This is a genomic window from Gordonia sp. IITR100 (assembly GCF_002009645.1).
Taxonomy (GTDB): domain Bacteria; phylum Actinomycetota; class Actinomycetes; order Mycobacteriales; family Mycobacteriaceae; genus Gordonia; species Gordonia hongkongensis.
In genome coordinates this window covers 219,883-243,647 of record NZ_MVKV01000005.1, presented here as the reverse complement: position 1 = coordinate 243,647, position 23,765 = coordinate 219,883, and the positions used below count along the sequence as shown (strand labels likewise).

Genomic DNA, 23,765 nt, shown 5'->3' with positions numbered 1-23,765 from the left:
TCAATAATCACAAGGCAGACAGGCACTTTCGCGTATCACACGCCGAACACCAGCAACATCAGTGAAATATCCAGGCTCAGGGAGCGGGGGTGGCCGCGCCCTCCGCAAGCTCCGGCCTCCTCAGGGAGCGGGGGTGGCCGCGCCCTCCGCGAGCTCTGGGCGCTCCTCAAGGAGCGGAGGGGTCACGGGTGAACGACCTTCAGAACCCCGTCGACGAGCCCAGCTCTGGGGCCGGCCCGGCGAAGTAGTGCTCACCGTCGAAAATGGCCGGCAGGCCGGCGGCCAGGTAGGTGCCGATGCCGGGCTGCTCCAGCTCGGTGAAGAGCGGATTGCGCTGGAGGACACCTGATTCGACGACCTCGTCAAAAGTCCGGTAGCGCTCCCAGAGCACGGAGTTCTGCGCCAGCGCGGCCTCGACCTCGGCAGACGTGTGTCGCGCGAACCACGCCGCGAACAGCGGTGTGAGGACACCGCGGTGAATGTACCGGTCGTCCTCCCTGGCGAAGTCCGCTCCCAGCGCCCGTTCGACGGCCGCGACCGCCTCGCTGGTCCCGGTCGTCTCGACCAGCCCGCGGAAGTGACGCGGGGTCAGCGCGACGAGCATGAACCGGCCGCCGTCGCCGGTCACGAAATCTGTTCCGTACGTGCCGTATACGTCGTTGCCGGTGGCCGGTCGGGTGCCGCCGCCCAGCTGCGGTTCGGTGAGATATCCGAGCGTCCCGGCGATGGCGAGAGCGGTGTCCTCGAGGGGCAGGGTGATCTGCGCCCCCACCCCATTCTGGTCGCGGCGCCGGACAGCGGCCGTGATCGCCAATGCGGCATAGAGGCCACACGCGACATCCCACGCCGGCAGAACATGATTGACGACGCCGGCGTAGTCGGTGGGGCCGGTGATCGACGGGAATCCGAGTGCCGCGTTGACCGTGTAGTCGACTCCGGGAGTGCCGTCGGTCCGGCCGAGCAGTTCCAGGGTGATGACGTCGGAGCGCCGCGCCGACAGCGTCTCGTGACTCATCCACGACCGTCCGCCCGCATTGGTGACCAGGATTCCGCCGCCCGGCCCGCTGTCCGTGACGAGATCCTGGATCATCCGCTGTCCCGGGGGGTCACGGAAGTCGACGGTAACGGACTTCTTGCCGCGGTTGAGCCCAGTCCAGTAGATCGAGTTGCCGTCATCGGTGACCGGCCAGCGGTTGACGTCGGCGGCGCCACCGATCGGGTCGACCCGGATCACCTCGGCGCCGAGCTGCGACAGGGTCAGGCCGCACAGCGGTGAGGCGACGAAGCTCGACACCTCCACGATGCGGAGGCCTTCGAGCGGACGGGGATGCGAGCTCATGCGCGGAAACTCCTGGAGTGTGGAATGGGGGATTCGGCAGACGATCAGGCCATCAGGACGCGGAAACGCCAGTCGAGGACCTCGCGATCGGAGTCGTCGCCGTGTGCGACGACGGTGGAGCGCAGGCGCAGGACGCCGCCGCCGGCGGCGAGCGGCGTCGCCTCCTCGACGAGGATCGTCGAACTGAGGGTGTCGCCCTCGTGCACCGGTCCGGTGTGGTCGCACGAGTCCCAGCCGGTCACCGTCACCAGGTTCGGCAGCGCCCGGTTAGCCTGCGCGAGGGCCAGTCCGATGGTGTGCCCGCCGTAGACCAACCGACCGCCGGCGGCCGCACCGGCCACCCGCTCGTCGTGGTGCGTGGCTGCGATGTTCAGCGAGAGCCGGGCGAGTTCGGGTGCGCTGGACACCACGTCGGCGCTGGAGGAGAAGGCGCGTCCGGCCAGTTCGGGTGAGAAGTGCTGTCCACGTGCGGATTCGCGGTAGGCGGCGAGGTCAAATTCGGGAATGACGGGTTCCGCGTCGATTCCCGGTCCGATGGTGCTCAGGTCGTCCGCGTGCATGGTCCGCCCGGGATCGGCGTCGGGTGACAACGGCAGCATCGCGCACCGGTAGAAGTCGAGGACGGTGACGCCGGTCTGATCGGTGGTGACCATGTGGAGCGCGGCGAGTCCGGTCGGCGCACGTCCTGGCTTCGGTGTGTTCTCGCGTAGCCCGACCACTTCGGTGACGGTCGTCAACGTGTCGCCGATCCGGGGGTGGCTCAGGAACCGCAGGCCGCGGTAGAAGAGGTTCGCCTTCACGTGGTGGGTGGCCAGCGTGGATTGACCGATCGCGACGTCGGTGACCAGGCCGGGATGGGCGAGGACGCCACCCACCACGCGATCCGAGAGATGGGCGTCGAGCGAGAGTCGAAGGCGGTCACCGAGAATCGCTTGGTGCGTCGCGGCGAGACCGGATGTCAACGTGAGCGACGGCGCGTCGTCGAACAACTGTCCATGGGACAGTTCGTCGAAGTACGGGCCGCCCACGGCGATCGGGTCGGACGCGCTCATTCGGACGCAGCCTTGGCGAGGACGCGCCGCGCGGACACGGCGAGCGCCTCGTCGAGCATCCGGCCGTCGAGCTCGGCCGCACCGGCACCCGCGCCGGCTGCCTGCTCGAGTGCATCCAGCACCCGTCGCGCGTCCTCCACGGCGGCGGCGTCGGGGGTGAAGATGTCGATGGCGGACTGCAGTTGAGCCGGATGGATCACCCAGGTGCCGTCGAAGCCGAGGTCGCGGACCCAGCGCTTGGCGTCGCGGAAGGTGTCGTCGTCGGCGATCGTCAGATGCGGTCCGTCGATGACGTCCACGCCGGCCGCGCGCGCGGCGAGCAACACCGAGTCCTGGACGACGTGCCACGTCCGCATCGGCAGGCGGGGGCTGCGTCCCAATGATGCGGCGAGATCGGCGTAACCGATGAGGACGGCATCGAGCCGGTTTGTGGCCGCGCAGATGGCGCCGGCGTCACGGATGCCGCGCGGTGATTCGAGCAACGCCTGCAGGCGGACCGGCGCTCGGCCGAGCTGCTCGTCGGCCGACCGGAGGTCGGCGGGCGAGTCGGCCTTCGGCAGCACCACCGACGTCAGGTTCGGCATCTGGGCGCAGGCGGCGAGATCGGCGCCGGCCCAAGGCGTCTCGATCGCGTTGATGCGCAACGAGATCGCGCGGTCGGCGCCGAACTCGGCGACCAGGTCGGCGGTCGCTGCGCGTGCGGAGTCCTTGTTCGCCGGGGTCACCGCGTCCTCGAGGTCGAGCACGACCTCATCGGCGATCGAAGCCAGCGCCTTGCGGGCCTTGCGGTCGTCGGAGGCGGGCGCGACCAGGACGGCTCGTCTTCTCTGCACGGTTGCTCCAGGGGTCGAGATCAAATGTGCGGCCATATGTGATGCCGTTCCGGTTGTATCAGACCGCGTCGAGCTATGGGAAGTGTTGACAGGTGCGGAGGGGATCGACAAAATGGCCGTACAAATCTGGTTCTAGATCGTGGGGTCTTGTCATGAGCTCGCTGTCCGCCGAAGAGACATTTCTGATCGACACCGTGCGGTCCTTCGTCGACCGAGAGGTGAAGCCGTCGGTCCAGGAGGTCGAGCACGCCAACGAATACCCCGAGAAGTGGATCGACCAGATGAAGCAGATCGGGATCTACGGTCTCGCTGTGCCCGAGGAGTTCGGTGGCTCACCGGTGTCGATGCCGTGCTACGCGCGGGTCACCCAGGAACTCGCGCGTGGGTGGATGAGCCTCGCCGGTGCGATGGGCGGGCATACCGTCGTCGCGAAACTGCTGACGCTGTTCGGCACCGACGAGCAGAAGCAGCGCTATCTGCCGCGGATGGCGACCGGCGAACTGCGCGCCACCATGGCGCTCACCGAGCCGGGTGGCGGCTCCGATCTGCAGGCGATGACCACCGTGGCGAAGACCGATGGCGACGAGTTGGTCATCAGCGGCGCGAAGACCTGGATCAGCAACGCACGGCGCTCCGGCTTGATCGCCCTGATGTGCAAGACCGATCCCGGCGCGCAGCCGCGGCACAAGGGCATCTCCATCGTGCTCGTCGAACACGGTCCGGGACTGACCGTCTCGCGCGACCTGCCCAAGCTCGGCTACAAGGGCGTCGAGAGCTGCGAACTGTCCTTCGACGGCTATCGTGCGCCACGGTCGGCGATCCTGGGCGAGGTTCCCGGCCAGGGGTTCGGCCAGATGATGAAAGGGCTGGAGACCGGTCGTATCCAGGTGGCGTGCCGCGCATTGGGGGTGGCGACCGCGGCGCTGGAGGACTCGCTCGCCTACGCGCAGCAGCGGGAGTCGTTCGGTCAGCCCATCTGGAAGCACCAGTCGATCGGCAATTACCTGGCCGACATGGCGACGAAGCTCACCGCGGCGCGTCAGCTGACCTGGCACGCGGCCGAGCAGTACGACAAGGGTGAGCGCTGCGACATGGAGGCGGGGATGGCCAAGCTCTACGCCTCCGAGGTGGCGATGGAAATCGCCCTGAACGCCGTCCGCATCCACGGTGGTTACGGGTACTCCACCGAGTTCGACGTCGAGCGATACTTCCGGGACGCGCCCCTGATGATCGTCGGCGAGGGCACCAACGAGATCCAGCGCAACGTCATTGCGGCGCAACTCGTGTCGCGCGGCGGGATCTGAGCGGCACGCCGTCGTCCGGCGGGAGAGTGGGTTCCATGCGCGAGTCCGAGCAGTCCGCACCTGCGTACAAGACGCTGGCCGCGGAATTGCGCGCGCAGATCGTCGCGGGCAGATACGCCGGCGGTGTGCGGCTGCCGACCGAATCCGAGCTCTCCCAGGAGTACGGGCTCAGCCGGCAGACCGTCCGCCGCGCGTTCCTCGAACTCGTGACCGAGGGCTCGGTGTACCGCGTGCCCGGCCGGGGAACATTCGCGACCGAGACCGCGGGTCAGTACCTGCGCCAGCTGGGTTCGATCGAGGACCTCATGAACCTGTCGACGGACACCGAGATGCAGGTGATCGAATCACCCTCGCGTCGCGTGGATCTCGAGGCGGCCGGTCGCCTGAGACTGGACACCGACGTGGTGTACCGCATCGTCTTCCAGCGATTCCACGACGGCGTCCCGTTCGTGGTGACCACCGTGTGGTGGCCGGAGTCGGTCGCACGCCTCGTGATCGACGCCCCGGAAATCGAGACCGGAGCGCGGAGTGATCACACGATTATCGGCCTGCTGGAACCTCACCTGGTGCACCCGATCGAGGAGTGTGCGCAGTCGATCACCGCCACCGTCGCCGATGCCGAGACCGCCGCCCGGCTCGGATGCCCGGTGGGGCACACGGTGCTCCGGGTGGACCGGTTGTACACCGATTCACGCGGCCGGGCAGTCGAACTCGCGGTCAGCCACTTCCTTCCCGAGCACTACACGTATCGGGTGACGCTCCGTCGCACCGCCGACCCGCGGCCGGAGTGAGCCGGCGCCCTCTGCTCCCTGGCGAGCGCGACCCCCTGCTCCCTGAGGAGCGCGACCCCCTGCTCCCTATCCGAAAGAACGACATAGCCATTGCTCCCTGAGGTGCGAGGAGCGCAAGCGACGAGCCACGAAGGGCTTGGCGACGTATCTCACCAGGACCCTTCGTGACGGCCTCCGCAAGCTCCGGCCTCCTCAGGGAGCAGTTGGTGGCTCGCTTCGCTCGCACCTCAGGGAGCAGTTGGTGGCTCGCTTCGCTCGCACCTCAGGGAGCAGTTGTTGGCTCGCTTCGCTCGCACTTCGAGGAGTAGTGGGCACGCGCCCTCTAACGAAGCGGTACCCCTGTCAGCCCCGAGCCGGGAGGGGTTGCTCCTCCGGCACATTCGACGATCCGCGACGCGAGGGGATGGTCAGTGTGATCGCCATGCCGACGAAGGCGGCGGCCGCGGCGACGAGGAAGCACCAGGTGAACGTCGACTGGTCGGGCACCTCGGTGCCGCCGAGCGAGATCGTGGCACTGGCCAGGATCAGTGCCATCACGGCGGAGGCGACGGTGGTGCCCAGCGAACGCATGAGTCCGTTGAGTCCCACGGCGGCACCGGCTTCGGTGGCCGGCACCGATCCCATGATCAGGGTCGGCATCGCCGCGTAGCCGACCCCCACACCGATGGCACACACGATCGAGGCCAGCATCAGCTTCCAGGCCGCGTCCATGAGGAAGAAGGCGAGCAGGTAGCCGCATCCCAGGATGGCGGCGCCGATCGCCAGGGTGATCTTGGCGCCGATCCGGTTGATGAGGATGCCCGAGATGGGCGCGAAGATCATCATCATCAGTCCGCCAGGCGCCATCCACAGGCCCGCGGCCAGAAGCGACTGTCCCAGACCATAACCGGTGGCCTCCGGGAGGCGCAGCAGCATCGGCAGCACGATGGACTGGGCCATCATGCCGAAGCCGATCGCCGCGGCGGCGATGTTGGTCAGCAGGACGGCGGGCCGTGCGGTGGTGCGCAGGTCGACGAGCGGCTCACGCTGGCGCAGTTCGAAGAATCCCCATCCGATCAACACCAGGATTCCGCCGATACCGAGTCCGAGTGTGGCGCCGGACGTCCAACCCCAGTCGTTCGCCTTCGAGACGGCGATGAGGAAGGCGGACAGTCCCACGGCCAACCCGATCGCTCCGGAGACGTCGATGCGTCCGCCCGCGGCGTCGTTCACGCGCGGGACCAGGACGAGGACTGCGACCGTGACGAGGACGCCGAGACCGGCTGCCACGTAGAACAGGGCGTGCCAATCCCAGGTCTGCACGATCCAGGCCGCCAGCGGTAGGCCGATCGCACCGCCGACGCCGAGCGTGGCACTCATTGCGGCGACGGCCATCGAGGTGATCCGGGGCGGGGTGATCTCGCGGATGAGGCTCATGCCGACGGGGATGAATCCCATGGCCAGACCCTGCACGCCGCGTCCGATGATCAGCGGGATGAGCGAGTCGCCCAGCGCGCAGATCAGCGAACCGAGGGTGAGCAGTACCGCACTCACCAGGAGGACCCGCTGCTTGCCGAACATGTCGCCGAGGCGTCCGGCGATCGGCATGGCCACGGCGGCGGCGAGCAGGGTCGCGGTGATGATCCACGATGCGTTGCCGATCGATGTCCCGAGCAGACGGGGCAGGTCGGGCTGGATCGGGATGATCAGCGTCTGCATCAGCGAGGCGACCAGGCCGCCGAAACACAACACCACGACGCTGCCGATCGCGCCGGCGGGTGCCTTCTCGACCGCGTCGGACGCGTCGTCGGTCAGCTCGGGCGCGGAACCTCGTACTTGGCTCATGGGGGAGACCTCCTTCGAGGTATGCAGCATACATATGTAATGTACACAAGCAAATCGGACAGTAGGTTGTCCATGTCGACAGATGGAGGAGAGATGTCGGAGGACCATGCGCCCTGGCAGTCGCCGGTGCATCGTGACCTGGCGCAGGAGTTGCTGCGGATGTCGCGACGTCGCAGCCTGGTGCATCCCGCCGTCGGCCTGGAACGCTCGGCCTTCGCGATCCTCTGGATTCTCTCCGACGGTCGGCCGCGGACGTTGCGGGAGCTGACCGCCGACCTCCAGCTCGAGCAGTCGACGGTCAACCGGCAGGTCAACGCAGCCATCAAACACGGCTACGTCGAGCGGTTCGAGGTCGAGGACTCGCTGTCGAAGATGATCCGCCCGACCGAGGCCGGGCGAGAGGCGTTCCGGCGCGACGGCCTGCTGCGTGCCGAACGGCTCGAGCAGGTCTTCGCCGATCTGGCCCCGGGCTCGCCGCAGGCCCTGCTCCACGAGCTGCGTGCCTTCAACGACGCCTACGAGCGGACCCAGCACCGGCACGGTGCGGCCGATGAATCCGACCGCGGGAAAAGGGGATTGGCGTGACCTCGGCCGGCACATACGTGGTGACGGGCTCGGCGTCGGGGATGGGTGCGTCGGTGGCCGCCGCCTTGCGCGCGGACGGTCACACCGTGATCGGGGTCGATCAGCGCGATGCCGACGTCGTCGCCGATCTGTCGACACCCGAGGGCCGACGCCGCGCGGCCGACGAGGTCCTCGCCCGATCCGGCGGGCAACTCGACGGGGCCGTGCTGGCCGCGGGCATGGGCCCCGCGGCCGGGACGGGAGCGGATGATCGTCGAGGTCAACGTGTTCGGGGTGACCGAACTGCTGACCGCCTGGCGTCCGGCGCTGGCCGCTGGGGCGAAGGCGAAAGTGGTTGTCTTCGGTTCGAATTCGACGACGGTCACGCCGCTGGTCCCCAAATCCGCCATCCGACGCCTGCTGGATGGCGACCCCGAGGGGGCCGTCCAGGTGATCCGACGCCGGCGCGGCGTCACGGGCCCGGTGGCGTACGCGTCGTCGAAGATCGCGGTCACGCAGTGGCGCCGCCTGCACGGAAGGCGACCGAATGGGCCGGTGAGGGCATCCGGGTCAACGTCCTCGCTCCCGGGCCGGTCATGACGCCGCTGTTGCAGTCGCAACTCGACGGTCCGCAGGCCGGGCACGTGAAGTCGTTTCCGGTTCCGGTGCGCGAGTACGGAACTCCTGACCAGCTCGCCGCCTGGGTCATGCTGATGCTGTCACCGGCGGCGGACTTCATGGCCGGCGCGGTCGTCACCGTCGACGGTGGAACCGACGCCCGCATGCGGGGACGGGACTGGCCGTCGCCGCTGCCCCCGCGGGCGATACCCCGGTTCCTATGGACGATGTATCGTGCCCCCGACAGGGCATGGTCGCCGAGTACTAGAGGCCGGCCCGCTCGAGCGCCTCGTCGAACTCTTCCGACGCCTGCTTCTCGCTCTTGCCGTCGTCGAGCGCCTGGCGATAGACGGCGAACAGTTCCGCGCCCCGCTCCACATAGGCCTGCGTCCATCGCTCGGCGTCGACACGCCAATAGCCGATGACGTCGTACGACCGGCGGTCCCAGCGAAGATTGCCGCGCAGGTGCTTGCGGATCGCACGCGACTCCGCCGCCTCGCCGGCGAACCAACAGTATGCGCCCGAGGTCGGCAGGGTGAGTCCGCAGACCGTGTCCGCGAGACGGCTCGGCGTGCGGGAGTTGCCGCCGACCAGCGTGATCAGCTCGACGTCGCGCTCGGGCAGATAGGCCAGTTCGGTCGGGGCGGGCACCTCGACCACGGCGGTGACACCGTCGGTCGACGGCAGTTCGTCGAGGATTCGGGCCAGGGCGGGGAGTCCGGCCAGATCGGCGGCGAGGATCAGGCGTTCGACGCCGGCGGGTGGTGCGTACCAGCACCGCGCGTGCGTCATCACCACGTCGTGCCCCGCTTCGGCGCGCTGGGCCCACAGCGTTGCAGGGCCGGCGGCATGGATGACGAAGTCGACGACCATGGTGCCGGCGGAGTGGTCGACCGAGCGGATCGAGTAGTTGCGGCCGTCGGGTGCGGGGTCGGTGTCGTAATAGGCCCACGTGCCGTCGCGACATTCCATATCCGGTGTGACACGCTCGGGGTCGTGTGGGAAGTAGATGCCCACGGCTTCGTCGGCGCCGCCGGGTAAGCCGAGTCCTGGCAGATCGTTCACGTCGAAGACGATGCGACGCAGGTTGGGCGTCAGGTCGGCGACGTCGGCAACGCGTGCTCTGGAATAGCCCATGAGGTAACCCTAACCTGAGTCGGGCTGGACCCCAGTTACTAGGATATGCAACCATCGAAGAACTGTCGGTGTGGAGAGGAGTTCGCCCGTGTCGGAACCATCGGTCTTGACGGAGGAGAACGGGTCGGCGCGGTCGCTGATCCTGAACCGTCCGAAGTCCATCAACGCGATCGATCACGAGATGGTCGGCTCAATGGCCGAGCACCTCGCGGCCTGGGCCGCCGATGACGCGGTCGAGGCCGTCGTTCTCTCCGGCGCCGGTGAGCGGGGCCTCTGCGCCGGTGGCGACATCGTCGCCATCCATCGCGACGCGTCCGCGTTGAGCGGTAATCCCGAGTCGACCGATCGTGACGCCGAGCAGTCGCCGTCGGCGAGGTTCTGGTTCGACGAATACCGTCTGAACGCGCTGATCTCGGGCTATCCCAAGCCGTATGTCGCGATCATGGACGGCATCGTGATGGGCGGCGGTGTCGGGGTCTCCGCGCACGGCGACATCCGCATCGTCACCGACCGTACGAAACTCGCGATGCCCGAGGTGGGTATCGGCTTCGTGCCCGATGTCGGTGGTACGCATCTGCTTTCGCGCGTTCCGGACGGGCTCGGAACCTACGCCGGCCTCACCGCCGGTCACCTGCGCGGCGCCGACGCCATCGCGATGGGCTTGGCCGATCACTTCGTCCCGTCGGAGTCGCTGCCGGCGTTCCTCGCCGTGATCGGCGAGTCGGGAATCGAGGCGGCACTGTCCGCGCACGCCGTCGACGCGCCGGCTTCCGAACTCGCCGAACATCGCGGATGGATCGCGGAAGCGTTTGCGGCCGATTCGGTCTCGGAGATCGTCGAACGATGCCGCGCGGTGGGTTCGCCCTTCGCGGACAAGACCGCCGACGCGATCGAGGCGAAGAGCCCGACTGCACTGGCCGTCACCCTGCGTTCGCTGCGCGAGGCAGCCGGCGACGCGACCCTGGAGGACACCCTGGTGCGCGAGTATCGCGTGTCGGTGCGTTGCCTGCTGCATCCCGACATGGCCGAGGGCATCCGCGCCCAGGTCATCGACAAGGACCGCGATCCGAAGTGGGCCACGTTCTCCGGGGACGCCGTCGACGCCTTCTTCGCGCCACTGCCCGACGACCTCACGTTCCCGACCGTCTGACCGAGACCTTCCCCGGGTGGGAGTCAGCCCGTAACATCCCGCCCGTCACCGAACCGAAAGAGGACTGACCGTGACCGAACACCAGACCATCATCGTCGAGACCAGCGGCCGGGTGGGCATCATCACCCTCAACCGCCCCAAGGCACTGAACGCCCTCAACACCGAGCTGATGAACGAAGTGGTCGGTGCCGTCCGGGAGTTCGACGTCGACCAGGGGATCGGCGCCATCGTGATCACCGGCTCGGAAAAGGCGTTTGCCGCGGGTGCCGACATCAAGGAGATGTCGTCGAAGTCCTACGCGGACGTGGTCAACGAGCAGTTCTTCGGTGCCTGGGATGAGCTGTCGCGGGCGCGCACGCCGATCATCGCCGCCGTCACCGGCTACGCCCTCGGCGGCGGCTGCGAGCTCGCGATGCTGTGCGACACCATCATCGCCGGCGACAACGCCGTCTTCGGTCAGCCCGAGATCAACCTCGGCGTCATCCCCGGGATCGGCGGCTCGCAGCGTCTCACCCGCGCCGTGGGCAAGGCCAAGGCGATGGACATGGTGCTGACCGGCCGCCAGATGAAGGTCGACGAGGCCGAACGCCTCGGCCTCGTCTCGCGCGTCGTTCCCAAGGAGGACTGCCGCGCCGCCGCCATCGAGGTCGCCGAGGTCATCGCCTCGAAGTCGCTGATCGCGTCCGCCGCCGCCAAGGACGCGGTCAATCGCGCGTTCGAGTCGAGCCTCGTCGAGGGTGTCCGCGCCGAGCGCGCGCTGTTCTACTCCACGTTCGCGACCGACGACCAGACCGAGGGCATGGCCGCCTTCGTCGAGAAGCGGGACCCGAACTTCACACACCGCTGATCCGAGACATTCGCAAACCCACCTCTTTTCGGTGTTTCCACCCCCTGTTTGGTGGGTGGATATACCGAAAAGGGGTGGGTTTGCGGCGTTCAGGAGAGTGTGCGCAACACCGCCAGGACCCGGTCGACGAGCGGGGACTGGGGCCCGTCGGGGAACGCGACGGCCAGTTCGACCTCGTCGTCGGTGTCGAGCGGGCGGTAGACGACGCCGGGTATACCGAGCGCTGAGGTGGGTTCAGGGACCAGGGCGACCCCCACCCCCGCGGCGACGAGTGTCACCAGCGTCGACGTCTCCTCGACCTCGTGCCGGACGCGCGGGACGAATCCCGCGCATCCGGCGGCCGCCGACAGGACCCCGTGCATGACCGACTTCCCGCTGCCCGCGTGCACGATGAAGTCGTCGCCGCGCAGAAGGGCGAGGTCGACGGGCGTATCCGATGCGCCGTGGGCGAGCGGATGATCGTGGGGCAGAGCGACGATGAGGCGGTCGCTGCGGATCGACTCGACCCGCAGTCCGGTGGTGTTGATGGGCATGCGCAGTAAGGCAAGGTCGATGTCCCCGGACTCGAGCGCGGCGATCTGGGCCGGTGCCAGCATCTCGCCGCGAACGTGGACGTCCACATCGGGCAGTTCGTCGCTCAGTGCGCGCACGAGCGCGGGCAACAGCGAGTAGGTGGCCGAACCCACGCACCCGATCGCGAGGTTGCCCTGCCGCCCGTCGGCGATCCGTTGCGCCTGTCGTGCAGCGGCGTCGACCGAGTCCAGGATCGCGACGGCTCGCTGCAGGTAATCCGCACCTGCCGGGGTCAGCTCGACACGACGCGTCGACCGGGCCAGCAGTGCGACACCGAGCTCGTCCTCCAGCTGGCGGATCTGCTGAGACAGCGGTGGCTGGGCCATGTGGAGCCGCTCGGCGGCCCGGCCGAAGTGCAGCTCCTCGGCGACGGCGCGGAAGTAGCGCAGGTGTCGCAGTTCCATGGAGTCAGTCTAGAGCGTTGATATCTGCTCCATATCAAATGCCGGGATATGGATACTTCTGCATATCGCTGTTGCTTCCTAGGGTGGACTCATGGCATCTCTCACCACGGACGCGGGTACCGACATCGTTGTCTGTTCGCCACTGCGTACCCCGGTCGGGCGCATGGGTGGGGCGCTGTCGACCGTGCCCGTCACCCGACTGGCCACCGACCTCCTTCGCGAACTCGTCCGGCGCACCGGACTCGAGGAGGGTGATGTCGACGACGTGATCCTCGGGCAGGGCTATGCCAACGGTGAGTCGCCGGCGCTCGGTCGCATCGCGGCTCTGGACGCCGGTCTCGGAGTCGGCGTACCCGGAATGCAGATCGACCGTCGCTGCGGTTCCGGGTTGCAGGCGATCCTGACCGGGGCGTCGATGGTCGCGACCGGCGGTGCGCGCCTCGTCGTCGCCGGTGGCGCCGAGTCGATGTCGACCGTCGAGCACTACGCGCTGGGTCTTCGGTCGGGGATCAAGCAGGGTGGCGTGGAACTCCGCGATCGCCTCGACCGCGGGCGTCTGACCGCGGGCGGCGAGTCACACCCGGTTCCGGGCGGGATGATCGAGACCGCCGAGAATCTCCGTGCGCGGTACGGCATCTCGCGGACCGAGCAGGACGAGTTCGCGGCCCGATCCCACGAACGGGCGATCGCGGCGCACGACAGCGGCCGCTTCACCAGCGAGTTGGTGCCCGTCACCATCCCGGGCCGACGCGGCCGTACGGACACCGTTGTCGACCGCGATGAGCACCCGCGAGCGGACGCTACTGCGAAATCGCTTGCAGCGCTGCGTCCCATCAGGCTCAAGATCGACGGCGAGTCGACGGTCACGGCCGGAAACGCCTCGGGCCAGAACGACGGTGCGGCCATGGCTGTGGTCACCACACGCGCCGAGGCGGAGCGCCGCGGACTGGAACCCCTTCTCGCCCTGCGTTCGTGGGCCGTCACCGGTTGCGAGCCCGAGGTCATGGGCATCGGCCCGGTCGGGGCCACCGCCGCCGCCCTCGACCGCGCCGACCTCACGCTCGACGAGATCGACCTCATCGAACTCAACGAAGCCTTCGCCGCCCAGGTGCTCGCCTGCCTGGCGGAGTGGAAGGTCGACCCGACCGATGAACGACTGAACCCCAACGGGTCCGGGATCTCGCTGGGTCATCCCATCGGAGCCACCGGCGCCCGCATCCTCGCCACCGCGGCCTACGAAGCGCGCCGGCGTGACGCCCGATTCGTCCTGGAGACGATGTGCATCGGCGGCGGACAGGGACTCGCCGCTATCTTCGAGGCGACCCGATGAGCGCGCAGGTGCACGCCGTCGTCACCGGACGTCCCGACGGACCGGCGGTCGTACTGTCCAACTCGCTGGGTTCGACGCATCGGATGTGGGATTCGCAGGTCGCCGCGCTCGAAGAGCGATTCCGCGTGGTGCGCTATGACACCCGGGGGCACGGCGATTCGCCGGTGCCACCGGGGCCGTACTCGATCGATGAGTTGGCCGATGACGTCATCGCGCTGCTGGACCGCTTCGACCTCGAACGAGCACACCTCGTCGGGCTGTCGCTCGGCGGGATGACCATGATGCGCGTCGCCGCACGCAATCCCGAACGAGTGGATCGGCTGGCCCTGCTGTGCACGGCGGCGTATCTGCCACCGGCGCAGGGCTGGACGGACCGTGCCGCACTCGTGCGCGCCGACGGCACCTCGGCGGTCGCCGCGGCCGTGGTCCAGCGGTGGTTCACTCCTGGCTACCTCGCCGCGAACACCGAAGCCCGACAGCAGTTCGAGGCCATGGTCGCCGCCACTCCTGCCGAGGGATACGCGGCCTGCTGCGAGGCGATCGCCGCCATGGATCAGCGATCCGACCTGTCGTCGATCATCGCGCCCACACTGGCGATCGCCGGTGCCGATGACCCGGCGACACCGCCGGATCTGTTGCGCGACATCGTCGATGCCGTGCCGAACGGCCGCCTGCTGGTGGTCCCGGACTCGGCCCACCTGGCCAACGCGGAACAAGCCGACACCATCACTCCCGCACTCATCGAACATCTGGAGCAGCAATGAGCACTCGCGACAGTGCCGCCACGGCGACGGTCGTCGGCCGGCCCGGCGGCCCGACCAAACTCGCGGCGTCGGCCGCCGAGGCGGTCGCCGACATCCCCGACGGTGCGAGCATCGCGGTCGGCGGCTTCGGGCTGGCCGGCATCCCCGGCTTCCTGATCGACGCGCTCCTCGAGCAGGGGGCGGCGAACCTGACCATCGTCTCCAACAACTGCGGAGCCGACGGTGCGGGTCTGGGTCTGCTGCTGGAGGCCCGGCGCATCGATCGGGTCGTCGCGTCCTACATCGGTGAGAACAAGGAGTTCGGCCGCCAGTTCCTGTCCGGCGAGGTCACCGTCGAACTCACCCCTCAGGGCACCCTCGCCGAACGCATGCGCGCCGGCGGTAGCGGGATCGGGGGGTTCTTCACCCCCACCGGTGTCGGCACGCTTGTCGCCGAAGGCGGACTGCCCTGGCGCTACCACTCCGACGGCACCATCGCGGAGGCGTCGCCGCCCAAGGAGGTGCGGACCTTTCACGGTCGGGAGATGGTCCTCGAGGAGTCGATCGTCACCGACTACGCACTCATCCGGGCCGCGGTCGTCGACACGGATGGCAACTGCAGATTTCATGCTGCCGCACGCAATTTCAATCCGCCGGCGGCGATGGCCGGGCGCATCACCATCGTCGAGGCGGAGAAGGTGGTCGAGGTCGGCGAGCTCGGACCCGACGAGATCCACCTGCCCGGCATCTTCGTGCAGCGGATCGTCGAACTCGCCCCGGAGCAGGTCGCGCGCAAGGGGATCGAGAAGCGCACCGTCCGTGAACGTCCCACCGCATCGCCGTCAGCCTAGGAGTGCCGACATGACCTGGACCCGTACCGAGATGGCCGCCCGGGCCGCCCGCGAACTCACCCCCGGTGACTACGTCAACCTGGGAATCGGTTTGCCCACCATGATTCCGGACCTCATGCCCGACAACTCCGGCGTCCACCTGCACGCCGAGAACGGCATCCTCGGCGTCGGACCGTTTCCCTACGACGACGAGGTCGACCCCGACCTCATCAACGCCGGCAAACAGACCGTGTCGGTCCTGCCCGGGGCGTCGTACTTCGATTCGGCCACGAGCTTCGCGATGATCCGCGGAGGCCACGTCGACGTCGCGGTCCTCGGCGGCATGCAAGTCGCGATGAACGGCGACCTGGCCAACTGGATGGTGCCGGGTGCCCTCGTCAAGGGCATCGGTGGCGCCATGGACCTCGTCAACGGCGCCGGCCGGGTCATCGTGCTCATGGATCACGTCACCAAGAAGGGTGAGCCCAAGCTGCTCGAGGGCTGCGCGCTCCCGCTGACCGGCCGCGGCGTGGTGAGTCGCGTGATCACCGACCTCGGTGTGTTCGACATCGCCGGAACGGGATTCGACGTCGTCGAGTTCGCCCCGGGCGTGGACCTGGGGATGGTCGAGGACCGGACCGGTGCGCCGGTCACCGACCGCACCGCCGCCTACGCGACGGCCGGAGCATAGATCGCCTGCAGGTACACACGCACGGTCGACGGAGTCTGACGCACGGTCGACGTCACCGGCGGGTGGCTGCGAGTTCGGCGCGGGACCGCACACCGAGCTTCGCGTAGATCCGGGTCAGGTGGTACTGCACCGTCTTCGGTGAGATGTAGAGCTCGGCCGCCACCTCCCGGTTCGACAGGCCGCGCGCGACAAGGGCGGTCACTGCCTCCTCCTGCGGCGTGAGTTCGGCGGCACCCTTTGTGGCGGTGTGGTTCTCACCACGCGACGTCGCGAGACCGCCCGCCTTCAGTTCGCGTTCACAGCGTTCGACGTAGGTGGTCGCGCCGAGTGACAGATACAGGTCGCGGGCAGTCCCGATGACGGCGTCGGCGACCCGGCGCTTGCCCGCACGTCGCAACGTCTGGCCGTAGGCGAAGTTCACCCGCGCCTGGTCGTAGCGCAGGCCGAGACCGTCGAGGAGTTCGATGCCCTCCTCGAAGGTGCGCCGTGCTCCGTGGATGTCACCGGTTGCGCCGAGGTGGCGGCCGCGCGCGTACTTCATCCGGGCTGCCGACGACCGGTGGCCCCGCTCGGCGGACCGGATCTCGTAGCGTCGCAGCAGATCGTCGGCGGCCTCGTGCCGTCCCTCGAGGACCAGTGCGTTGGCGAGGACGTCGACCCACGGCCACAGGCCCGGCTCGGACAGGGCCGGGACGGACTCGGCCATCGCGACGAGCGGCGTCAGTATCCGCCGGACCTTGCCGTAGTCGGCTGCGGCCTCCGCCAGTTGGGCCCGGGCCAGCAGGTCCGGTATCCGCATGATCTCGTAGTCGCCGATGGAGGTGCTGCTCTGTGCGATACTTCCATGCGCGTCCTCCCAGTTCCCGCGCAGCGAATAAATCTGGCTCGCAGTCCAGTTGAGCAGGGGCGTGGTGAGCGCGATGCCGCTGTTGCGGGCGAGCGCGCGGCCGGCCTCGACGCCGCGCAGCGCATCGTCCCAGTCGCCGGTGAGGAACTGGACCCGGGCGAGCCAGGCCAGCGCCCACAACGTGATCCGGGTGGAGCCACCGAGCTGCGCCATCGACACGGCGGTTTCGAGATCGGTACGCGCAGCGTCGATCTCGTCGAGGCCGAGTTCGAGCCAACCGCGACCCATGATCGCACGCTGCGCCTGCGCGCCGTATCGAACCCGTTCCGACACCGTCTGGTACTCGGCGCGTGCGGCATCCGGGTGTCCCGACCAGGCCAGTCCGAGTCCACGGATGACGGCGGCCTCCACTCGGGCGGCCGATCCGGCGTCGGCCATCGCGTCCGCGCGATCGGCCCAGTCCACCAACTCGGTGCCCTGGCATCGGACCAGGTTGTGCAGGACGAAACGTTGCGCGATCAGGGCGGCGACATCGGGCTTGCGCTCGACGTTGACGATCGCCCACGCCCGGTCGAGACGCAGCTGTGCCTCCGCCGACCGGCCCCGCAGGATGGCGAGGTACGCCAGGGTCGCATTGCGCAGTGGTGTCTCGCGCAGGCTCTCCACGGTCGGTACGAGGGCGCCGGCACCGGTGCAGTCGCCAGCGGCGAGGAGCGAATCGACCGCGAGCGTCACCCGTGTGTCGCGCTGCAACGGATCGGGGGTGAGCCGGCCCGCCTGCCCGTACAGCCCGGCGGCCTCGGCCCACGCACCGTCGGCGCCGCGGGCGCGTGCCAGGTCGGTGAGGGCGTCGGCGAGGGCGGCGTCGACCGTCGAGGTGGCCGCGACGCGGTGATGGAGCTGTCGGGCAGGGTCGTCGACGAGGTCCGCAGCCCGACGGTGGGCGTCGCCCACGGTCTTCATGCCGAGGACCTCGAGGACGGCGGCCCGCACCAGGGGACCCGCGAGACGCGGTTGCGCCTCCGCGGGTGTCAATGCCCTGTCGTCCGTCACCAGACCGGTTGCGCGCGCGTCGTCGATCGCGGCCAGGGGGTCGGTGATCCCGGCGAGCGCAATCGCGGTGGCGAGGGGCTCGGCCGGGTCGAGGATCGCGAGCGCTTCGATGAGCGCGCGAGCCGAGGTGCCGTTGTCCGGCAATCGCTTCCGCACCATCGCGACGACATGGGCCGGCGCGGGCAGTCCCACGCCGGTGCGGGACCAGGTGCCTGGCGGGGCCTCGTCGAGCAGGGCCACGATGTCGCGGGGATTCCCGCCGGTTTGCCGGGCCAGTTCCTCCCGCATCGCCGGGTGCAGCACGATGCCGCGCTGCGCGGCGAGGTCGGCAGTACCCGTTGGGTCCAGGCCGTCGAGTCGTAGCTCGTCGAGTGCGTTGCCGACGAGCCGGGCGCCCGGCCGAGACATGGTGAGGACGACCAGGATTCGGCGATCCCGGTGTTCTCGGGTGAGTGAGACCAACGCCTGCAGTGACTCCTCGTCGGCGAGGTCGGCGTCGTCGACGGCTATGAGTCCGGCGGTGTCGCCGGGCACCTCGGTCGATGACTCTGCAGGAGTGGTGACCGCTGCGAGTAGTGCGTCGAGCAGGTCGTCCGGGGTCGGGTCGGCAGCGGTCGCGGGTGTGGCGTCGGGCCGGTCCTGTACCAGCTGCCGGATGAGTGCGCCGGGCGTGTGCGCTCGCCACGGTGAGACCGCGGCCCACAACGTGGAACCGGTTGTCGGAGCGGACAGCCGCCGCCGGACCAGGTGCCTCAGCAGCGTCGACTTGCCGATTCCGGGATCTCCCGTGACGGCCAGAAAACCCGACTCCGACACGGCGTCGAGCCGCGAGAAGAGCAATTCGATCTCGCGGTCGCGGCCGACGCACCCGCCGGTGACCATCATCGGTCCATACTAGTCAGCAGCTCAACCCTGATCGCCGCCGGCGACGGGCAGCACGGTCCCGGTGATGTACGACGCCTCGTCGGAAGCGAGAAAGCAGATGGCGGCCGCCTGCTCGTCGAGCGTGCCGTACCGGTGCATCGACGACGACGCGATCGTCTGGTCGATGTGGGCCTGATACCACTGTGACTCGATCTCGTTGCGCGGCTCCGGTGTACCGCGTGAGATCCGACGCGGCGGTGCCTCGGTGCCTCCCGGCGCCGTGGCGACCACTCGGATCCCGTCGTCGGCGTACTCCATCGCCAGTGACGCGGTCAACGCGTTCACCGCCCCCTTCGCCGCCGAGTACGGGATCCGGTGAATGCCTCGCGTCGCCGCCGAGGAGACGTTGACGATCACCCCGCCCCCGGCGCGTGTCATCGACGGCAGGACCGCCCGGCACGCGTACAGCGTCGTCATCAGCGACCGGTCGATCTCGGCCCGGATCTGCTCCTCGGTGAACTCGACAAACGGTTTGAAGTTGATGGCGCCGCCCACGTTGTTGATCAGCACATCCACCCGACCGTACGTGGACAACGCCTGCCGGATCACCGACTCGGCGCCGCCGAAACCCTCCAGGTCGGCGATGGCGGCTGCCGCGCCGGGACCGTTCGCGTCGAGATCGCGGGACACCTCGGCGACCAGTTTCGACCGGTCGGCGAGGACGACCCTGCCGCCCTCGGCGCTGATTCGCCGGGCGGTCTGCTCGCCGATCCCCTGTGCGGCACCGGTGATGACGACGACCTTGCCGGCGAACCGGCCCGGGGTGACGAAACGCGGTCGACGCGAAACCGATTCGTCGGCCATCGCTCGGCGCATGGTCTGCTTCGACCGGTCGGCATGCGCGGCGATCAATGCCCGTGCCGCGTCGTGGTCCCCGGCCTCGAACGCCGAGACGATATCGATGTGGTCCTGGGCGCACAACGGGTGACACCAGGTCGCGTTCCGTAGCACCTCACTCATGCGGCCCTTGACGCCGAGCGCCTTGTAGGCCTCGAGCAGGTGATCGTTACCGGTCTGGGCGAAGAGATAGTCGTGGAACGCGGCATTGGTCTCGGTGTACTCCGCGGCATCGACGAAGCGATCACCGTCCACGTACGGCACCGTGGCGTCGGCGAGCAGACGGTAACCGGCCAGCTGTTGCGTGGACAAGCGCCCGAACGTCAGCTCGAGGGCGCCCAGTTCCAGTGCGGCCCGGGCCTCGAACAGGGCATCCGACTCGTGGATCGCCGGATGCTCCTCGCCGATCTGGTAGCCCTGCGAACCGACGACTGCCGGTCCCGCGACGGTGTCCCCGACGGTGGGCGTTTCGGTCGGCACCTCGGGCACCGCTGCGTGCAGCGGTTCCAGGCTCGACGACGCGAACACCTCCTGACCGGCGATCGACCGTGCCGGACCCGCCGGATGCGACGCCGTCGGTCGCAGCAACCCCGCATCGGAGTCCAGTCCGCGGTCATCGGATTCGCTGTGCCACACGACCTGTCCAGCGATCCGGACCAGTGAATCGTCGCCGGCGACCGACGGACGTGCACCCGACCAGGCCGCCATGTCTGCGGCCGGGAGAGTCTGCTGTCCGGCGATCGACCGGGCGTTCGCGGCCACGATGATCGGGTCGTCGGCGTCCGGCGCGGACGAGTCGGACGCCGCGGTAGTCACCCGGGCGGTTTCGTCGGTGAGCACCTCGGTCTCGTCGACTGTGCCGTCGTCGGCACCGGCCTCCGGACGCGCCGCGAGCGCGAACTTCTCGTAGTAGAAGCCCGTCGGCGCGATGCCGGCCTGGGCGACGTGCTTGCGGACCGACTCCACCATCGGCGGCGGACCGCACAGGTAGATCGCGACATCCCCGTCGTAGAGATGGGCCGGCTCGATCAGGCTCATCACGTAGCCCTTGTTGACCGCGGAACTCGCCGGGTCCGAGACACAGTGGTCCCACGTCAGACCGGGCAGCTGCTCGGCGAAGAACTCGATCTCGTCGAGGGCGACCAGATCGGTGTCGGTGGACACCCCGTAGATGAGGTGGACCTTGCGACGGCTGTTGTCGGCGTGCAGCTTCCGCAACATCGACAAGATCGGCGCGAGGCCGGTGCCGCCGGCGAGCAGCAGCACGGGGCGGGTGGCCTCGCGCAGGAAGAACGATCCGTGCGGACCGGTGAACGCGATCTCCTCGCCGCGCGCGGCGCGGTCGGTCAGGTAGGTCGACATCGCGCCGCCGGGACTCAGCTTGATGAGGAAGACGAGACGGTCCTCGTGCGGGCCGTTGGCAAACGAGTACGACCGGGACACCGGGGTGCCCTCGCCGTCGTCGCTGCCGGGGATCTCGATGTTGACGTACTGTCCGGGCAGGAACGCCAGCTCCCCGCGGTTCTCGATCCGGACCTCGAGACGCATGGTCGAGTCCGAGAGTCGATCGAGTTCGACGATGGTGCCGGTGAATCGGGACGCCTGGGTCTTGGCGACATCGGAGGTCGCCGGGATCTGCAGCACGAGATCGGACTTTGGTTTCATGCAACAGGGGAGCGCATAGCCCGCGGCGGACTCGTCGTCGGAGAGCGCGTCCTCGATGTACACCCCGCCGTCGAAATCGCCGGACTCGCAGAACGACTTACACGTTCCACAGGCCCCGTCGCGGCAGTCCAGCGGGATGTTGATCCGCTGACGGTAGGAGGCGTCGGCGACGGTCTGGTCCTCGCGGCACGAGATGAACCGCGTGACACCGTCTTCGAAGGACAGCGCCACCTGATGGATGGTGGCCTCGCCGTCGGGGGTTCGCAGGTCGGCGCCGACGCCGTTGTCGGTGGTGACAGTCATGGACGGGTCCTAGAAGTGGTAGATGTCCACCACGTGGTGGATGTAGTCGTTCTTCAGCACTATCGTCTTGCGCCGGATCAACGGCTGCTCGCCGGAGAAGTCGATCGTGTAGAAGGAGGTCCCGTAGTACGGGTCGACCGTGTTGTACCGGAAATACATGGTGTGCCAGTTGAACCGGACGTCGACGAGATCACCGCGCCGTTCGATGACCTCGACGTTGCCGATGTTGTGGCTCGTCCGGGGTTCGGGCAGTGAGGTCGCCGACGACCGCTCGGTGCGGATGCGGAAGACCCGGTCCTCGAGGCCGCCCTTGTTGCCGTAGTAGATCAGCGAGATCTCGCGGTGCGGGTTCTCGGTGAGTCGATCACGGTCGTCTCAGGCCGGCATCCAGTACACGACGTCGTCGGCGTAGCAGTCGAGCCACTTCTCGAATTCGCGGTCGTCGAGGTAGCGGGCCTCGCGGTACAGGAACTGCTCGATCATGTTCTGGGTGATGAGCTTTCCGCCGGTGGACATGCCCGACCCGGCGGGATCGACAGCGGCGGAATTGGTCTCAGCGGTGGTCATGGTGCTCTCCTTCAGGGCGGTGGGCTGGGCGGCGGTCTACTGGGCTGGGGCCGCTGCTTGTTCGGCCGCCGCCTCTTCCTTCGCGGCAGCTGCGCGCATCCGCTCGAGCCAGTAACCGTGCTGGACCGGGTAGAGCCCCTCGTCCTCGTTCTTGACGCCGGCCGAGATGACCCCGGTCATGCCCAGCGATTCGGCGACGGGATCGGGACCGGTGAGCCAGTGCTCGGCACCGCGGCTCATGTCGTTCCACGGCGCGGCCTGCGCCCGGAACGTGAGCTGGCACGACCGGAACTCCTCGAGGTCGTCGGGAGTCGCCATCCCGGACGCGTTGAAGAAGTCCTCGTACTGGCGTATACGGTGAGCCCGCGCGGAGTCGCTTTCACCCTTGGGTGCGATGCAGTAGATGGTGACCTCGGTCTTGTCCGGCGCGATCGGACGGAAGTGGCGGATCTGCGTCGAGAACTGGTCCATCAGATAGACATTCGGGTACAGGCATAGATTGCGCGAACCCTTCACCCATGAACTCGCCCTTGGCGTCGCCGTGGATCTCCTTGAGCTGCTCCATCGAATCCCACAGCGGACGGTCCTGTGGATTGGCCGCCCAGGTCCACAGGCACAGATGACCGTTGGGGTAGGACCAATAGCCGCCGCCGGACTTTCCCCAACCGCCGGCGTCGAGTGCCTTGGTGTCGTTCTTCGACTCCCCGGTACTGCGACGAGACGTGGTGGCCGCGTAGTTCCAGTGGGTTGCGGTCACGTGGTAGCCGTCGGCGCCGTTCTCCGCCTGCACCTTCCAGTTGCCGTCGTAGGTGTAGGTCGACGCGCCGCGGAGCACCTCGAGGCCGTCCGGCGACTGGTCGACCAGCATGTCGATGATTAGTCGGGTGTCGCCGAGATGCTCCCCTAGCGAGGCGACGTCCTCGTTGAGGCTGCCGAACAGGAAGCCGCGGTAACTGTCGAAGCGGGCGACCTTGGTCAGGTTGTGCGAGCCGTCGACGTCGAAGGTGTCGGGGTAACCGGCCCCATCGGGATCCTTGACCTTCAGAAGGGTCCCGTCGTTGCGGAACGTCCAACCGTGGAACGGGCAGGTCAGTGTCATCCGGTTGTCGGTCTTGCGCCGGCAGATCATCGCGCCGCGGTGCGCACAGGCGTTGATCAGGCAGTGCAACTCGCCGTTCTTGTCGCGGGTGATGACGACGGGCTGCCGGCCGATGTAGGTGGTGAAGTAGTCGCCAGGTTCGGGGACCTGGCTCTCGTGTGCGAGATAGATCCAGTTGCCCTCGAAGATGTGCTTCATCTCCAACTCGAAGATGTCCTCATCGGTGAAGATCCGACGGTTGGCGCGGTAGACACCGGCGTCTCGGTCGTCGACGACCGCGTCGTCGAGGACCGAGTTCACATGATTTAAGTGTTCCGATACGGACGCGGTCATGGTCGTATACCTCCGGGAAGTGGGCTGCTCTCTGCACTGTGGCAGCACGTGGTGGCGATCACACCCGGGTAATTGCCAGTCCTGGCCAAGCAGCCTATTGATCAATG

The 23,765-nt window shown here is 68.2% G+C and carries 17 protein-coding genes and 3 pseudogenes; 10 read left to right on the top strand and 10 right to left on the bottom strand.

The features are described 5' to 3' along the window. Window positions 1-199 precede the first annotated feature (199 nt). Genes B1818_RS10990 through B1818_RS10980 form a run of 3 tightly spaced genes read right to left on the bottom strand, consistent with a single transcriptional unit; the run spans window position 200 to window position 3,260 of the window. The gene (locus tag B1818_RS10990; RefSeq protein ID WP_078112744.1) at window positions 200-1,339 is read right to left on the bottom strand and encodes a CoA transferase; all 1,140 of its coding nucleotides are present in this window, start codon (window positions 1,337-1,339) and stop codon (window positions 200-202) included. A 44-nt stretch (window positions 1,340-1,383) separates the two neighbouring features. After that, complete coding sequence (locus B1818_RS10985) at window positions 1,384-2,391, bottom strand: MaoC family dehydratase (protein WP_078112743.1); 1,008 nt, start codon at window positions 2,389-2,391, stop codon at window positions 1,384-1,386. Then, the gene (locus B1818_RS10980) at window positions 2,388-3,260 is read right to left on the bottom strand and encodes a CoA ester lyase (RefSeq protein ID WP_078112742.1); all 873 of its coding nucleotides are present in this window, start codon (window positions 3,258-3,260) and stop codon (window positions 2,388-2,390) included. Before B1818_RS10980 ends, B1818_RS10985 begins: the two co-directional genes overlap by 4 nt. Before the next feature lie 116 nt (window positions 3,261-3,376). Here B1818_RS10980 and B1818_RS10975 point away from each other — a divergent pair, with 116 nt between their 5' ends. Both B1818_RS10975 and B1818_RS10970 read left to right on the top strand, forming a co-directional pair. Then, window positions 3,377-4,528: an acyl-CoA dehydrogenase family protein gene (locus B1818_RS10975; RefSeq protein ID WP_078112741.1), complete on the top strand. Its 1,152-nt coding sequence runs from the start codon at window positions 3,377-3,379 to the stop codon at window positions 4,526-4,528. Between the two features lie 35 nt (window positions 4,529-4,563). Further along, window positions 4,564-5,319, top strand: coding sequence for a GntR family transcriptional regulator (locus tag B1818_RS10970; protein ID WP_058249743.1), 756 nt, complete (start codon window positions 4,564-4,566; stop codon window positions 5,317-5,319). Window positions 5,320-5,661: 342 nt separating this feature from the next. Here the strand turns inward: B1818_RS10970 and B1818_RS10965 are convergent, their stop codons facing one another. After that, complete coding sequence (locus B1818_RS10965) at window positions 5,662-7,143, bottom strand: MFS transporter (RefSeq protein WP_078112740.1); 1,482 nt, start codon at window positions 7,141-7,143, stop codon at window positions 5,662-5,664. A gap of 93 nt (window positions 7,144-7,236) precedes the next feature. Between B1818_RS10965 and B1818_RS10960 the strand changes: the two genes are divergently transcribed. Both B1818_RS10960 and B1818_RS10955 read left to right on the top strand, forming a co-directional pair. Beyond that, window positions 7,237-7,728, top strand: coding sequence for a MarR family winged helix-turn-helix transcriptional regulator (locus tag B1818_RS10960; RefSeq protein ID WP_065632565.1), 492 nt, complete (start codon window positions 7,237-7,239; stop codon window positions 7,726-7,728). A gap of 41 nt (window positions 7,729-7,769) precedes the next feature. Continuing rightward, a pseudogene (locus tag B1818_RS10955) lies at window positions 7,770-8,593 on the top strand (SDR family oxidoreductase). Here B1818_RS10955 and B1818_RS10950 read toward each other — a convergent pair. Further along, window positions 8,590-9,462, bottom strand: coding sequence for a siderophore-interacting protein (locus tag B1818_RS10950; RefSeq protein ID WP_058249747.1), 873 nt, complete (start codon window positions 9,460-9,462; stop codon window positions 8,590-8,592). The pseudogene B1818_RS10955 and the gene B1818_RS10950 sit on opposite strands and share 4 nt — an antisense overlap. An 88-nt stretch (window positions 9,463-9,550) precedes the next feature. Between B1818_RS10950 and B1818_RS10945 the strand changes: the two genes are divergently transcribed. Continuing rightward, window positions 9,551-10,612, top strand: coding sequence for an enoyl-CoA hydratase/isomerase family protein (locus B1818_RS10945; RefSeq protein ID WP_078112739.1), 1,062 nt, complete (start codon window positions 9,551-9,553; stop codon window positions 10,610-10,612). A 70-nt stretch (window positions 10,613-10,682) separates the two neighbouring features. Next, the gene (locus B1818_RS10940; protein ID WP_058249749.1) at window positions 10,683-11,459 is read left to right on the top strand and encodes an enoyl-CoA hydratase; all 777 of its coding nucleotides are present in this window, start codon (window positions 10,683-10,685) and stop codon (window positions 11,457-11,459) included. An 89-nt stretch (window positions 11,460-11,548) separates the two neighbouring features. Here the strand turns inward: B1818_RS10940 and B1818_RS10935 are convergent, their stop codons facing one another. Beyond that, window positions 11,549-12,436: a LysR substrate-binding domain-containing protein gene (locus B1818_RS10935; protein WP_078112738.1), complete on the bottom strand. Its 888-nt coding sequence runs from the start codon at window positions 12,434-12,436 to the stop codon at window positions 11,549-11,551. A gap of 91 nt (window positions 12,437-12,527) precedes the next feature. Between B1818_RS10935 and B1818_RS10930 the strand changes: the two genes are divergently transcribed. Genes B1818_RS10930 through B1818_RS10915 form a run of 4 tightly spaced genes read left to right on the top strand, consistent with a single transcriptional unit; the run spans window position 12,528 to window position 16,030 of the window. After that, on the top strand, window positions 12,528-13,766 hold the full coding sequence (locus B1818_RS10930) for an acetyl-CoA C-acetyltransferase (RefSeq protein WP_078112737.1): 1,239 nt from the start codon (window positions 12,528-12,530) through the stop codon (window positions 13,764-13,766). Continuing rightward, window positions 13,763-14,530 (top strand): 3-oxoadipate enol-lactonase, encoded by a 768-nt coding sequence (gene pcaD / locus B1818_RS10925; RefSeq protein WP_078112736.1) that lies wholly within the window; start codon window positions 13,763-13,765, stop codon window positions 14,528-14,530. Before B1818_RS10930 ends, pcaD begins: the two co-directional genes overlap by 4 nt. Then, window positions 14,527-15,360: a CoA transferase subunit A gene (locus B1818_RS10920; protein ID WP_078112735.1), complete on the top strand. Its 834-nt coding sequence runs from the start codon at window positions 14,527-14,529 to the stop codon at window positions 15,358-15,360. Before pcaD ends, B1818_RS10920 begins: the two co-directional genes overlap by 4 nt. Window positions 15,361-15,370: 10 nt before the next feature. Then, the gene (locus B1818_RS10915) at window positions 15,371-16,030 is read left to right on the top strand and encodes a 3-oxoacid CoA-transferase subunit B (protein ID WP_078112734.1); all 660 of its coding nucleotides are present in this window, start codon (window positions 15,371-15,373) and stop codon (window positions 16,028-16,030) included. Window positions 16,031-16,082: 52 nt separating this feature from the next. Here the strand turns inward: B1818_RS10915 and B1818_RS10910 are convergent, their stop codons facing one another. From B1818_RS10910 to benA, 4 genes and pseudogenes are all read right to left on the bottom strand, one after another. Then, entirely contained in the window at window positions 16,083-18,815 is a 2,733-nt protein-coding gene (locus B1818_RS10910) for a LuxR family transcriptional regulator (RefSeq protein WP_078112733.1), read from the bottom strand. A gap of 21 nt (window positions 18,816-18,836) precedes the next feature. After that, window positions 18,837-21,659: a benzoate 1,2-dioxygenase electron transfer component BenC gene (gene benC / locus B1818_RS10905; protein ID WP_078112732.1), complete on the bottom strand. Its 2,823-nt coding sequence runs from the start codon at window positions 21,657-21,659 to the stop codon at window positions 18,837-18,839. A 9-nt stretch (window positions 21,660-21,668) separates the two neighbouring features. Next, window positions 21,669-22,175, bottom strand: a pseudogene (gene benB / locus B1818_RS10900) (benzoate 1,2-dioxygenase small subunit). Between the two features lie 87 nt (window positions 22,176-22,262). Then, a pseudogene (gene benA, locus B1818_RS10895) lies at window positions 22,263-23,658 on the bottom strand (benzoate 1,2-dioxygenase large subunit). Window positions 23,659-23,765 lie beyond the last annotated feature (107 nt).